Source organism: Bacillus sp. FJAT-27445 (assembly GCF_001510665.1).
Taxonomy (GTDB): domain Bacteria; phylum Bacillota; class Bacilli; order Bacillales; family Cytobacillaceae; genus Bacillus_D.
The window spans coordinates 365688-380435 of sequence record NZ_LMTI01000003.1; the positions used below are offsets into that span (position 1 = coordinate 365688).

Annotated in this window: 11 protein-coding genes; 10 read left to right on the forward strand and 1 reads right to left on the reverse strand. The window is 45.9% G+C overall.

The genetic code is table 11. The annotated features are described in order from the left end of the window. Position 1 precedes the first annotated feature (1 nt). Positions 2–2368: an accessory Sec system translocase SecA2 gene (gene secA2, locus AR337_RS10205; RefSeq protein ID WP_059171906.1), complete on the reverse strand. Its 2367-nt coding sequence runs from the start codon at positions 2366–2368 to the stop codon at positions 2–4. A 334-nt stretch (positions 2369–2702) separates the two neighbouring features. On the opposite strand from secA2, the gene AR337_RS10210 reads away from it, so the two are divergent. From AR337_RS10210 to AR337_RS10255, 10 genes are all read left to right on the forward strand, one after another. Further along, positions 2703–3782, forward strand: coding sequence for a glycosyltransferase family 4 protein (locus AR337_RS10210; protein WP_059171907.1), 1080 nt, complete (start codon positions 2703–2705; stop codon positions 3780–3782). 456 nt (positions 3783–4238) lie between these two features. Next, complete coding sequence (locus AR337_RS10215) at positions 4239–5351, forward strand: DegT/DnrJ/EryC1/StrS aminotransferase family protein (RefSeq protein ID WP_059171908.1); 1113 nt, start codon at positions 4239–4241, stop codon at positions 5349–5351. Positions 5352–5453: 102 nt separating this feature from the next. Next, positions 5454–6212 (forward strand): hypothetical protein, encoded by a 759-nt coding sequence (locus tag AR337_RS10220; RefSeq protein WP_059171909.1) that lies wholly within the window; start codon positions 5454–5456, stop codon positions 6210–6212. 200 nt (positions 6213–6412) lie between these two features. Further along, positions 6413–7726 carry a nucleotide sugar dehydrogenase gene (locus AR337_RS10225; protein WP_059171910.1) on the forward strand — a complete coding sequence of 438 codons (1314 nt, stop codon included), beginning with the start codon at positions 6413–6415 and terminating at the stop codon, positions 7724–7726. A 73-nt stretch (positions 7727–7799) separates the two neighbouring features. Beyond that, entirely contained in the window at positions 7800–8531 is a 732-nt protein-coding gene (locus AR337_RS10230) for an acyltransferase (protein ID WP_059171911.1), read from the forward strand. A gap of 1 nt (position 8532) precedes the next feature. Next, complete coding sequence (locus AR337_RS10235; protein ID WP_059171912.1) at positions 8533–9966, forward strand: lipopolysaccharide biosynthesis protein; 1434 nt, start codon at positions 8533–8535, stop codon at positions 9964–9966. 49 nt (positions 9967–10015) lie between these two features. Further along, the gene (gene wecB / locus AR337_RS10240) at positions 10016–11077 is read left to right on the forward strand and encodes a non-hydrolyzing UDP-N-acetylglucosamine 2-epimerase (RefSeq protein ID WP_059171913.1); all 1062 of its coding nucleotides are present in this window, start codon (positions 10016–10018) and stop codon (positions 11075–11077) included. A gap of 12 nt (positions 11078–11089) precedes the next feature. Continuing rightward, on the forward strand, positions 11090–12472 hold the full coding sequence (locus AR337_RS10245; RefSeq protein WP_059171914.1) for an O-antigen polymerase: 1383 nt from the start codon (positions 11090–11092) through the stop codon (positions 12470–12472). 9 nt (positions 12473–12481) lie between these two features. Continuing rightward, positions 12482–13603, forward strand: coding sequence for a glycosyltransferase (locus AR337_RS10250; protein WP_059171915.1), 1122 nt, complete (start codon positions 12482–12484; stop codon positions 13601–13603). Further along, positions 13600–14682, forward strand: coding sequence for a glycosyltransferase (locus AR337_RS10255; protein ID WP_059171916.1), 1083 nt, complete (start codon positions 13600–13602; stop codon positions 14680–14682). Before AR337_RS10250 ends, AR337_RS10255 begins: the two co-directional genes overlap by 4 nt. The last annotated feature ends 66 nt before the right edge of the window (positions 14683–14748 follow it).

Sequence of the window (14748 nt, forward strand, 5' to 3'; positions counted from 1 at the left end):
CCTACTGGAATTTATTTAGACTTTTGACATATTCCACAAATCGGATGGTGACGCCGGACTCTATCTCAAATTTCAGTTGGTTGAATTCCTGCAGAGCGTCAAATTCAAAGAGGCGATAAGGGTCTTCCTGGCTGTATCCTCTTAGGCCGACTCCATCCTTGTATTGGGTCATCAAAACTAGATGCTGAATCCAATTTGTATCGATCATTTGCAATAGGAATAGTTTCAGTTGCCTGCCAAGCTCCTCATCTTCCTGCAATGAAAGGATTTGTTCCTCAAGGATTGTATACTCTTCCATCATCTTAGCTAAGATTTGCTCTCGGGAGTAATCTTCGATGTCTTCCGCCTTAACATCGAAATGAATGAATACAAACCCAAGCTCTACAATTAGTCTTTTCAAATTCCATTCAGACGATATCTCTTCATTAACTACACAGTATTTATCCACGATGGCTGAAATGTAGTTTTTGATGTATCCGGCGACCTCTGGGAAGATTTCCCGAGGCTCCGCATTTAGGACACGGTCACGCATGGAGTAGATGACTTTACTCTGGCTATCAAGGACATTATCCAGCTTTAGGATATGTTTCCTTGAAGAGTGGTGGGTGTATTCCACTGTCTGCTGGACCTTGTGCACGAATTTATGCGGGTCCGGGGACAGAACAAGGCCGGATTCATTTGTCTTTACCTTCTTCAGGTATCGTTCCATCTGTTCTTCGTCATAATAGATGAAAAGATCATCTTCCAGGGAAATAATGAAAATAGTGGACCCTGGATCTCCCTGGCGTCCCGAACGTCCTCTCAGCTGCATATCAATCCGGAAGCTTTCATGTCGTTCCGTCCCAATGATATGAAGTCCCCCAAGCTCTTTTACCCCAGGGCCAAGAGCAATATCCGTTCCGCGGCCAGCCATATTGGTCGCAATCATGATCTGGCCCTTTTGGCCCGCAGACTTGATAATTTCCGCTTCGTCTTCCTCTGTTTTCGCATTTAGGATCCGATGTTTAATCCGTTTTTCTTTTAGATGCTTTGAAAGGGTCTCTGATTGTTCAATCGAGGTTGTCCCGATTAGGATCGGCCTTCCAGTTGCATGGATTGTTTGGACCTCTTCAATAATCCGGCCGATTTTCGCCTTTTTATCCCTATATATAAGGTCGTCCATGTCGATTCTTTGGACCGGCCGGTTTGGCGGAACGGATACGACATTGAGGTCATACGTTTCCAGAAACTCCTCCTTTGAAGGAGTGGCGCTTCCCGTCATTCCACAAAGCTTGTCGTACATCCTGAAGTAATTCTGGATGGTGATAGTTGCTTGGGATTCATTTTCTTCGGTTATTTCCAGGCCTTCTTTTGCCTCTAGTGCCTGATGCAGACCTTCACTGAAGGTCCTGCCTTCCATAATTCTGCCGGTAAATTTGTCAATCAGGGCGATTTTCCCATCTTTAACAATATAATCGACGTCCCTTTTCATGATGAATGCCGCCTTTAACGACTGGACGACATTGTGGAGAAGGTCCTGGTGCTCGGCATCATAAAGGTTTGCGATGCCAAATGCTTTCTCGACCTTATCCGCTCCGCTATCCTTTAAATAAATCTGCTTTGTTTCCGAAAAAAGCTCGTAATCCTTATCCGATTCAAAACTATTCATCAATTCTGCCGAGATGTAAAACAAATCAGCCCCATGGCTGGATTTGTTGGCAATGATAAGCGGAGTCCGCGCCTCATCAATTAATATGCTGTCAATTTCGTCAACAATCGCATAATGGTGCGGCCTTTGAACCTTGTCGTTTATATTGAACACCATATTGTCGCGAAGATAATCAAACCCAAACTCGGTACCTGTTCCATATGTAATATGGGAGGCATAGGCATCTCGTTTGGCAAGGGGTGACAACTCGGAAATATTTAAGCCAACCTTCAATCCTAAGAATTCATGAACATGGCCCATTTGGTCAAAATCGCGCCTTGCCAAATATTCATTAGCTGTAATGATATGGACACCTTTGTTCTCAAGGGCGTGGAGATAGCTTGGCAGCGTTGCCACCAGGGTTTTTCCTTCTCCAGTCTGCATTTCGGCAATGCTGCCGTCGAGAAGGACGAGCCCGCCGATAAGCTGAACGTCAAAATGCCGGAGCTCAAGGACGCGCTTTGCTGCTTCCCGGACTACGGCAAAAGCTTCTACCTTTATATCATCAAGGGTTTTGCCTTTTTCCAATTCTTCCATAAAAAAATTAGTTTTGTTTTTTAATTCCTCATCACTGAGGCTTTCGAAGCGTTTTTCGAGTGAATTGATTTGGTCAACTATTTTCGATAAACGCTTAATTTCTCGGGTGCTGTCACTGAACAGCATTTTCACCTTCGCTAGCATAATTTTCTCTCCTGTGTAGGTATAGAATGGTCTAGACGAATTATACCATACATAGGAAGGAAATGGTCGAAAACGGCTGAAGGGATAATCTTCCATAGGCAGGTTGAAACTTCCTGCCATAAGCAATCGTCCTATTAAGGAGAAAGGCACAGTTTTGGAACGGGGAGGTCGGGTATTGAATAGGGGAGCGGGCTGACTATTTTCCTAACTAGTTTGTTCGGAAGGGACCCTCATGATACATCCCAATTAAAAAAACATTGCTTAACCACTTAGATATGTTACGATAGGTATGATTGGGGAAACTAAAACAAACCCTCTCAAAAGGTGATGATGAATGTATACACAAGCAATCCTGGCTTTTTTTGCTGCATTAATAACTGTCCTGGTACTAACGCCGCTTGTCATTAAATTCGCCGTTTGGTTTGGTGCAATTGACAAGCCAAATGAAAGAAAAGTCCATCAAAAAATCATGCCCCGCCTTGGCGGGCTTGCTATATTCCTTGGAGTAATCGCCGGCTATATCGCGGGCGGACTTTATGAGCAAAAAGTAAATACAATCAGTGTCGGTGCGATTCTGATTATCTTAATCGGAATCCTCGATGATAAATTCGAGCTATCAGCAAAAACAAAATTGGCGGGCCAGCTGATCGTCGCTTCGCTAATCCTTGCGAGCGGACTAAAAATCGACTTTGTAACCATTCCGTACGTTGGCAGCTTTGAATTGGGGCTGTGGAGTTATCCACTGACCATATTCTGGATTGTCGCGATTACGAATGCCATCAACCTTATCGATGGGCTTGACGGCCTGTCGGCAGGTGTATCTGCAATCGGGATTGCCACAATTGCAATAATGGCCGCTTTGGCTGGCAAGGTGCTAATTTTCACCCTTTCGCTCATCCTGCTGGGAAGTATTATCGGATTCCTGTTTTATAATTTTCATCCGGCAAAAATATTCATGGGGGATACAGGTGCACTATTCCTCGGATATTCAATATCGATATTGTCGCTGCTTGGCCTATACAAAAGCGTGACGTTGTTCAGCTTCCTTGTCCCGATCATTATACTAGGGGTTCCGGTTTTTGATACCACGTTTGCGATTATCCGCCGAATCGTCAATAAAAAGCCGATTTCCGCACCGGATAAGTCACATTTGCACCATCGGCTGCTCGAATTGGGACTGTCGCATCGCAATACGGTCCTTGCCATTTATGCGTTTGGCATTTTGTTCAGCGCGGCCGCGGTTCTGCTGTCCGAATCAACGCTCTGGGGCTCAATCTTCATCATTTTCGGCCTTCTTGTGATTACGGAAGTGTTTGCCGAAGTAATCGGGATTGTCCACGTTAAGTACAAGCCCATTCTAGGCCTCTTTAAAAAGCTGACCCAAAAAAGGCCGGTTGGTGGAAGGCGATACTAGCGCCTTTTCATATGATTGCCTTTGCTTCCAATTTTTATGCTCATAAAGAAGTGAAGCAGGGATTGGGTCTCTTGCCTTATCCGAATTTAGACGATTTAAAATAATTATAAAGGCTTACAGCAACTTGCAAGCCTGTCCGGGCCCGGCAGCAGCCGGGCCTTTTTTATTGGGAACAGGGACGCCTCTCTCTTTTTGAGGATGGCAGTGCGTACCCATTGCGGCAATTTTCGCCAAACATCCATTGCTGCCTACTTCTAGTAAGAAATTATTTCCCTTTTGTCTTGTTTTATGCAAAAATAAGTGTGTTTCGGATTGTTTTTTCCAAGTTATTGGCCCCGCTTGAAAAGTTATGCTTTTTTTGTCATAGTATGGCGGTTTTTAATGAGGAAAATATGTTAAACTAAGACATGTTTTTATTAAAAAACATGCCGACTTTACACTATTGGAGGTTTACCTATGAAAGTGCCTATGCTCGATCTTAGTGAACAATATCAGGGGCTTCGCTCTGAAATTCTAGATGTGCTGGATCAAGTGATGAGTTCATCACAGTTCATTCTGGGCAGCCAAGTAAAGAAGCTTGAACAGGATGTTGCCGAATTCAGCAATGTAGCCCATGCAGTCGGATGCGCAAACGGCAGCGATGCCATACATATAGCTCTCCAGGCATTGGGAGTGGGTCCGGGGGATGAAGTCATTACAACCCCGTTTACCTTCTTTGCTACGGGAGGAGCCATTGTCCGCGCCGGAGCGACTCCGGTTTATGTGGACATTGACCCGGTAACCTTCAATATCGACCCGGCTAAGGTCGAGGAAGCCATTACTGATAAAACGAAAGCCATCCTCCCTGTCCATTTATACGGTCAAATGGCCGATATGGAAAGATTGGCGGAAATCGCAAAGAAACACAATCTTTTTATTGTGGAAGATGCGGCTCAGGCAATTGGGGCAAAACAAAACGGCCAGTCCGTCGGTGAACTAGGAGACGCTGCTACCTACAGCTTTTTCCCTACCAAAAACCTCGGTGCCTATGGGGATGCCGGCATGATTGTGACCAACAATGATGATACTGCAGAAAAAATGCGTGTCATCCGCGTCCATGGAAGCAAGCCGAAATATTATCATCATGTCCTGGGCTATAACAGCCGGCTTGATGAAATGCAGGCCGCAGTCCTGAACGTTAAATTCCCCCACCTTCCTAAATGGGGCGAATTGCGCCGTGAAAAAGCCGCAGAGTATACAAGGCTTTTGCAAGAGAAGGTAGGCAACCACGTACAGGTTCCGGTTGAAGTGGAAGGAAACTACCATGTTTTCCATCAGTACACCATCCGTGCCGAAAGACGCGATGAGCTTCAGGCATACTTGAAAGATCAAGGTGTGGCAACTATGATTTACTATCCGCTTCCGCTTCATGTACAGCCTGTCTTTAAAAACCTGGGCTATAAGGAAGGGGATTTACCGCTCTCTGAAAAGGCTGCAAACGAAGCGTTGTCGCTTCCAATGTTCCCTGAATTAAAACAGGAACAGCAGGAGTATGTCGTCTCGAAAATTGCGGAATTTTACAATAAATAATGACTGGAAAACGTCGCCAAAAACGGGGGCGTTTTCTTTGCTTGCCTTTGCGCCAAACCGCAGTGGCAGCATTCCAAGAACGTTGTAAAGGATGGTGCCGAATTGGCGGAAGAAAAAAGATATATTTTATATGAGTATTTATCGTATTTTTGGAAAAGGAAATGGCTTTTTGTCATTATCCCGCTAGCTTTAGCAGTTCTACTGGCGGCTGCGGTTTATGTAGTAAAAGCGGATAATCGCGGATATATAGGGGAAGCGAAGGTTTTTACAGGCTCTGTTAATGAAAGGGAACTTACCGACCCTGATGTCATTAAGGCCAACTATCAGGATGTAAAGGGCCTTGATATTTTTGTATCTGAAAAGAGCAAGGTGAAATTTACGGTCAAAGCAAAGTCAAAAAGCGAGACGGAGCAAGTACTCGACCAGGTGACGAAGCAGTATTTGGGTGATCTTGAGAAAAATGCCCAACTTCGGATTGATCTCACAACCGAGGAACTTATTCCCCTTGAAAAGAGGGTGGATGTCCTAACTTCTAATTTAGCCTTCTATAAAAAAAGACTCGCGAATGATCCTAAAATGGATCTAACTCGGGAGGAAGATTACCTGGAGTTGATCGGGAAATCCGAAGAAGAACTGACAAGGGCGGCTGAACGCACCAAAAAGATGAGAGGCGATATCAAACTCTTCTCCTATCCGCAAATTTTGCCTTCTGAGGTCCACCAGGCAAAATCCTATATACCGGAAAGTCTGGCAATTGGGATTATCCTTGGCTTAATCTTGACAGCCGCGCTGTTAATCCTCATGAAGTACCTCTCGGATGCCAGAAGGTATTATAAGGAAAGAGGCTCTTTCCTGGATTAAGTAAGTGGTTGAAGGATGCCATATATGTAATATGTGGAAACAAAATAGTGATGGTTTGAATTTTGCGATGATTAAATGATAAACTAACAAAAATTGTGCCTAGGCATGAATAAGGCGATTGCGGGTATTCCAATCAAAGCATGGTTTATTTTCAAATGAAAAGAGCCAGCCGGCAATCGAAAAGTAAAGGAGAAGAAACTATGGGTTCTTACGAAACACTAATCAAAAAGATTGATAATAAAGAAGCGGTCATTGGCGTTGTAGGGCTTGGTTATGTAGGTCTTCCGCTAGCCGTTGAAAAGGCGAAAGCAGGCTATAAGGTAATTGGATTCGATGTCCAGGCTGGGCGCGTCGAACAAGTTAATATGGGAATCAACTATATTGGGGACGTTGTTGACGCAGAGTTAAAAGAAATGATCGACAGCGGCCAGTTGCAAGCAACAACAGATTACGCCCGCATTCAGGAAGTCGATGCCGTGGCTATCTGCGTCCCTACCCCGCTTGACATTTACCAGCAGCCGGACACTTCCTATGTTAAGAGCTCTTCCAATGAGATCGCCAGGTATGCCCACGAAGGCATGCTCGTCGTACTTGAATCAACAACCTATCCTGGCACAACAGAGGAAATTGTAAAGCCTGCGCTTGAAGCAAAAGGCCTTGTTACAGGAGAAACTGTCTTTATTGCTTATTCTCCTGAACGTGTTGACCCAGGCAACAAGCAATTCAAAACAAAAAATACACCAAAGGTTGTCGGCGGGATTACACCTAACTGTACAAAAGTAGCCGCGGCCCTTTACCGTAACGTCCTTGAAGGCGATGTCCACGAGGTTTCATCACCTGCAATCGCCGAAATGGAGAAAATTTTTGAAAACACATTCCGCCATATCAATATTGCGCTGGCCAATGAAATGGCAATTCTTTGCGAAAAAATGGGCATCGATGTCTGGGAAGTAATTGATGCCGCGAAAACAAAACCATATGGCTTCATGGCATTCTATCCAGGTCCAGGGCTTGGCGGCCACTGTATTCCAATCGACCCGTTTTACCTGACTTGGAAGGCCCGTGAGTACAACTACCATACACGTTTAATCGAGCTTGCAGGGGAAATTAATAACGCCATGCCAGAGTATGTCATTAATCGCGCGATGCAAATTCTGAATGATGAAGGCAAGGCTCTCCGCAACGCCAAAGTCACCATCCTTGGCGTGGCATACAAAAAGGATATTGACGATGTCCGCGAATCACCTGTATTGAAGATTATTGAGCTTTTAGATCATCATGGTGCGGACTTCAAGGTTGTCGATCCATATGTAGCCAGCTTCCGTTCCTGCAATATGAAGATGGAGACTGTCGAGCTTACGAAGGAAATGCTTCAGGAATCCGATTTGGTCCTAATCGCCACTGATCACTCCGACTTCGATTACGAAATGATTGCTAAAGAAAGCAAAGTCATCTTTGACACACGCAATGCGTTAAAGGATATAGAAAAGCCGAACAGGTACGTTAAGCTTTAATAGAAAATGCCGCAGGGGGCCGGAAAAACCGCTGGCCCCTGGCTACATAACAATTACAAGGGAGAATTCGTTCATGAATCATATCGATCCTTCTGCCGTATTAGGCACTGATGTTTCAGTCGGCTATTTCACTGTTATTGAAAAAGATGTCAAAATTGGATCCGGGGCTGTCATTGGGAACCGCGTGACAATCCACGAAGGAACCATTATCGGGGAAAATACAACCGTTGCCGATGGCGCAGTATTGGGGAAGGCGCCGAAGCCTGGAAAAACGAGCACAGTCAAGCTTACCGGCACGTTGCCGCCCCTTGAACTGGCGGATGATGTCACGATTGGTGCCAATTGCGTTGTGTACAGGGGAGCGAAAATTGGCTCAGGGACGCTGATTGCAGACCTTGCAAGTGTAAGGGAGAATGTCGAAATTGGCGAAGCTGTCATTGTTGGGCGCGGGGTTACCGTTGAAAACTATGTCAAAATCGGCACCCGGACAAAGATTCAGTCAAACTCGTATATTACTGCCTATACAACCCTTGAAGAGCATGTCTTCATTGCTCCATGCGTTACAACGACCAATGATAATTTCATGGGAAGAACCGAAGAGCGTTTCGATAAAATCAAAGGTGCCCATATTAAAAAAGGCGCAAGGGTCGGAGGTGCTTCGATCATTCTGCCTGGCATTACAATCGAAGAGGAAACATTTGTGGCTGCTGGAGCCCTTGTAACGAAGGACACCGAGCCTAAAGCCCTTATTAAGGGCGTACCGGCCAAGTTTGTCCGCTCCGTGGACGAACGGGAGCTATTATAGGGTGCTGGCCCAATTTAAGCGTTTAGGAGCGGATTCGCTCCTTTACGCATTTATGAATGTAGGAACAAAGCTAATTGCATTTATTATGCTCCCAATTTACACGAATTTCCTGTCCACAACGAAATATGGATACCTGGAAATTGTCGATAAATGGACCGCGATGCTGACATTCCTGATCATTTTCGGAACCGACTCGGCGTTGTCGTATTATTACTTCGAGACGAAAGACAAAGAGAAAAGGCTCCAGCACGTAAGGAATGTTATGTATTTCCGTCTTGCGATTGTTGGTCTTCTGGCCCTCGCCGTCATGACGGCCGGCCCGCAGATTTCCGCAATGCTGTTTAAAGGGGATCCAGCGCATGTCGACCTGCTGTATATTTCAATTGCGACATTGCTCGTTGATACCGTCACAATTGTGGTCCTGATGGTTATGCGCTTTGATTTTAAAACAAAGAAGGTTGTAATTTATACGGTCGCGAAGATGCTGTTGATGGCGGTTTTTTCCTACATTTTTCTAAAATATCTCATGCAGTCGGCAGAAGGTATCCTCTGGGGCCGTTTTGCAGGATTCGGGCTTATCTTCCTGGTTATGCTATCTACTAGCTGGAAATACTTAAAGCCGAAAATCGACATGTATATGATGAAGGAAATGCTCAAATATGCAGCTCCGCTTGTACCTGCATCCCTGGCGTTCTGGGTGATTGCCAACCTGAGTGTTTTTGTCCTCCAGGCATTCCAGTCAATGGCGGAGGTCGGGATTTATGGCGCGGCGACAAGGCTAGCCATGATAATTACCCTGCTCACAAGCGGAGTCCAAATGGCATGGCGCCCTTATTCCATGAATATAAAGGACAAACCCGCCAGCCCGCTCCTGTTCTCGAAAATCTATATGGCCCTCTTGCTACTTGGCATCTTTGGCATTATGGCGATTGCAACTACGATGCCATGGGTTATCCGTATTCTTGGTGAGGAGTATTATGAGGCGTATAAATATGTCGCCCTCGTTTCGGCTGCCGTATTCTTGAATTTTTATTATCTGATTATCTCATCAGGGCTGTTTTTTACTAAAAAAACATCCTTTATTTCCCTCGCATTCGGCATCGTAGCAGTGGTGAACACTGTGCTTAACATTGCCTTGATCCCAACATTTTCGATTTGGGGAGCTGTGGCATCCTACGTTATCTCCTATATGCTTGCGGTCATCTTTATTTTCCGGAAAAGCCAAAAGGAGTATTACGTGCCGGTGTCATTTGGCAAAATGGCCTTCCTGTTCACCGTCATGCTTGCAGCCGTCGTTGGGATTGTCTATGTACAGGAAAACGGTCTCGGCTGGGCCTACCAGGCGCTGGCATGGCTGGGAGTCGCGGTGGCTATAGCCATTAGTCGCGTCGACAAGGATTTGAGGAGAAAAGCAACTCAGGAAGCAGCCCAATGATGGGCCAATAGATGATTTTATATCTCATTTAGCAAAAGGAGGCATATCCGTGAAAATTATTACCGTACTCGGCGCTCGCCCGCAATTCATAAAAGCGGCGCCTGTATCACGCGTCCTGCGTGAAAACCATACCGAAATCATCGTCCATACCGGGCAGCATTATGACCCGAATATGTCTGATATCTTTTTTGAAGAATTGAATATTCCGAAGCCTGACTATCATCTGGCAGTCGGCTCCGGCAATCATGGGAAGCAGACAGGTGAAATGCTCCAGAAGCTTGAAGAGATTGTCCTGGATGAAAAGCCGGACTATCTGCTCGTCTACGGTGACACCAACTCGACGCTTGCAGGCGCGCTCGTTGCCGCAAAGTTGCATATACCTGTCATCCACATTGAAGCAGGCCTCCGCAGCTTCAATAAGAAAATGCCGGAAGAAATCAACCGGATTATGACAGACCATGTGTCGGAGTTCCTATTCTGCCCGACGGATACAGCTGTTGAAAACCTGAAAAGTGAAAATATCACTCGCAACGTCTTTAATATTGGCGATGTCATGTACGATGCGGTTTTATATAACCGGGCGATTGCCGAAGAAAAGTCCCGCATCCTTGAGGAAAATGGCCTTGAGAAAAAGGGATACCATTTAATTACGATCCATCGTGCCGAAAATACGGACGATGTACAAAATATGCAAAACATCCTTGAGGCTTTTTCGAATATTGATACTGTCAAGGTTTGGCCGCTCCACCCAAGGACGAAAAACAAACTGGCCTCCTACGGAATCGATATCAACTCCATTCCGAACCTAAAACTGATTGAGCCGGTTGGCTACCTTGACATGCTGACATTGGTATCAAATGCAAATAAAATCATCACCGATTCAGGCGGTGTCCAAAAGGAAGCTTATTTTATGAAGGTTCCTTGCGTCACAGTGCGCGAACAGACGGAGTGGGTTGAAACGCTTGAGGAAGATGCAAATATTATTGTGGGCACCTCGGTTGCTAGAATCCTTGAAGCTGTTCAAAAGAATGTCACTCCATCCTATAAGGACGTGTTCGGCGATGGGATGGCTTCCGAGAAAATTGTTGAAATCATTGAAACCCAATCGTAAGGTGGACAGGCTATGCTCTTTCTCCTAATTTGGCTTGTTGTTCTTTCGGGCTCCATCTATTTCTTTAAGAGGGCAAGCGGGAGCCTGAGTCTTTTAAAGCCTAATATGAATTCAATCATTTTTTACTATTCCTTTTTCATATCAAGTTATATCGGCGCTCTATTAATTGCTATGGGTGTTGACGATTACTATATGATCAACAGGATGGTATTTGACTACAACCGTTATGTCGGCTTTTTTGCCATATCATTCGTGATGCTCGTTTTTCCGCTAGTTATGTTTGTAATGGCGAGGATAGTTGGGTTCAATGCACAAAAGGAATACAACGCCTATCTGGAAAAGGAAGTTGAACTTCCTTTTTCCGGCAGAAAAGATTTTTTTCTGATATTCCTCGGGCTTTCGTTCATTTCGCTTGCGGCTGTAGCCTACACGATGCTGAAAACAACGCATATCCCGATTCTCGACCTTGTCCTAAACCGGTCGGGGATGTCACCAGGTGAACTGCGAATCAATGCGCAGCGGAATTTTGGAGGCATCGTCCTAATCAGGAATATTTTTGCCATAGCGCTTACTCCAATGCTGTCCCTGGTGGCCTATGTATATGCCGCGAGGACAAAGGACCCGAAATGGCAGGTGCTTTTCGCTGTATTATTTTGCGGAGCCATCCTGATTAGCGTCTATGACCTAGCGAAATCACCAATTTTCTTTTATATCATTATGTTCATGCTCCTGCGGCTTTACATGGGGAAGCTCCGATTTACGTGGGGCAGGCTTGCCGCGTGGGGATCTCTTGGCGCGATGCTTCTGATCGCCATGTATATCCTAATTCAGGGCGTAACGAATATTGATGCGTATTTGTCCTATAATTCCGGTCCGATAGGGAGGATGATATTCGCGCAGATTGCGCCGACCTTCCTGCACCTGGATACGTTCAATGAAGCGCTGCCTTTTTTGGAGGGAAGAAGCCTTCCTTCATCGCTTATCGGGCTGTTCGATATTGAACAGGTGCGGTCGGCACGGCTGGTTATGGAAAGGGTCTTCCCGGAAAAAGTTGCACAGGGGACCGCTGGCGTACTGAATACGCTCTTCATAGCCGAAGCATATGCCAATTTTGGCATGCTCGGGGTTGTAGGGGGAACTATTTATATTGCCGCGCTTGTTCAGGCGCTCTATATTTCATTTTTAAGGCTCCCAAAAAACCCAGTATTCCTTAGCTTGTTTATTTACTTTACTGTCAACATTCCGCGGACACTCGTAGGCGGGTTTGCCGATTTTCTTTTTAACCCAATCTGGGTCATGGTTACGTCCGTATTTGTCGGAATCATGTTATTTATTCGCTTGCGAATCGATTTCTTTGCCTTCCTCCAGCATAGGAAATCGAGAGTAGGGCGATAGGAGGACAAAATGAAAACTGTATTACTGTACTATCCCTTCCAGCTCGCCAAAAATGCAAACAGCGGCTCAAAGCTCCGCCCAAGGAAAATGCACGAAGCCTTTCTTGAATGGGGGCAGGAGCATGGTGTGGAAATCCTGCTGTTATCCGGCCAGTCGAAGGAACGGGCCTCTCTGTTTGAAAAATGGAAATCGGAAGGGCGGCTGGACAAACTTCTGTTTTGCTATATGGAAAACCAGACGATTCCATTCTGGCTGACCGATCCTGGCCATATTCCGAAGAAGCCATTTGTTGACTCGGCTGTAATGTCTTTTTTGCGGAATAAAAATGTTCCGGTCGGGGTCTTTTACCGTGATGTTTACTGGAAGTTTGATGAGCTCTATCCATTGAAGGGGGCCAAAAAGGCACTCATGCAGTTTGTGTACCGGATGGAGGAGCGTTTTTACGAAAAGTATTGCAAGGCTGTTTTCCTGCCAAGTGATGCAATGGGCAATTTTGTCGGCATTAACCTTCCGAAAATTTCCTTGCCGCCCGGCGGTACGGACCGTATACCAACAACGGAGAGGAGCAACGTTCCGGAGGCCGCGTCCAAAGCGATTTATGTAGGCGGCATTAACAACGAGGACTACGGGCTCTTTTTGTTGCTTGATGCGCTCGAAATCGTAAACAGTGATAAACGGGTCTGTGATTTGACCGTAGTGTGCAGGGAGGACGAGTTTGAAAAGCTGACAGCGGACAAAAAGGAACGTCTTGCAAGCCAGAGTGTGGCTGTCCGCCATGTGAGCGGAGAAGACCTGAACGAATTGTATCTTGATATGGACTTCGCGTTCATTCCGCGCTACAAAAGCACCTATAATGACTTTTCCGTGCCTGTTAAGCTTGTAGAGTACCTGTCCAACGGCCTGCCAGTGCTGGCGACGAACTGCAGCGCCCAAAAGGAAATTATCGAAGGCGGCGGTTACGGGCTCATTTGTGAAGACAATCCAGCTTCGATGGCTAAGGAAATAAGGAAGATGAGTAATGAAACCGGAATTTACCGGGAAAATATTAAGGATACATTTATCCGGAACCACTCCTGGAAGGCCAGGGTTGAGAAGGTGCATGAAAGCCTGACTGGAGGTGCTGTCCTGTGAAAATTCTTCTCCTCGCACCGGGAAGATCGATCCATACCCATAAATGGGCGCTTTTTTACAAAAATAATGGTATAGATGTAAAGGTTGTAACGTTTGCCGACCATTATTCCGAGGAAAATGCAAAGGAAGTGGATACCATCCAGCTTCCAAAGCTGCTTCCGGGAAAGCTTTCCTACTTTTCGGGCGTTTTTAGCCTTAGGAAGATTTTAAAGGAATTCAAGCCTGACATCCTGCACGCCCATTATGTGTCGAGCTACGGCTTCATTGGCGCGCTAGCGGGCTATAGCCCTTACTATGTTTCTGTCTGGGGCCGTGATATTTTTCAATTCCCGCAGCAGGGTTCGGTCAACAGGAAAATCGTTGAATACACGCTTGGGAAGGCGGATACAATCTGCTCAACAAGCCATGTGATGGCAGTGGAGACCAATAAATATACAAATAAGCATGTTTACGTAACGCCTTTTGGTGTTGATTTGACAAAATTCAAGCCTTTGGGGCGTTCGGCTGGTGGGCTAGGCGAAGAGGGGATTACGATTGGAACCGTCAAGGCACTGTCGGATAAATATGGCATTGCTGACCTGATCAGGGCGTTTGCCTTTGTCCATGCCACATACCCTTCGGCAAGGCTGCTAATCGTCGGTGACGGGCCTCAGCGGGCTGAATATGAACAGCTTGCCAACGACCTTGGGATTGGTGATGCTACCGAATTCACAGGACGCGTTCCGAATACCGAAGTACCCGCCTACATCAACCGGATGGATATTTTCGCGGTTCCATCGACCGAGGACAGCGAAAGCTTCGGAGTTGCCGCTGTTGAGGCAATGGCATGCGGCGTTCCGCCAGTTGTCTCGAACGTGGGCGGCCTGCCGGAAGTTGTCCTCGAGGGCAAAACAGGTTATGTCGTGCCAAAAGAAAATCCGCAAGAGCTGTCCGAAGCCTTCCTGAAGCTAATTAATGAGCCGGAGGTTAGGCAGGAAATGTCCGTTAATGGTATCAAGCATGTAAGTGAAAACTATGATTGGGCGCAAAATGCGGCAGATATGGTTAAGCTATACAGAAAGACATTGAAAATGGACTAAGCGGACAGGCTTGTTTGAATATCATTACTACCGCCCTTTAAAAGGGCAGCTGTTTTATCCCAACGT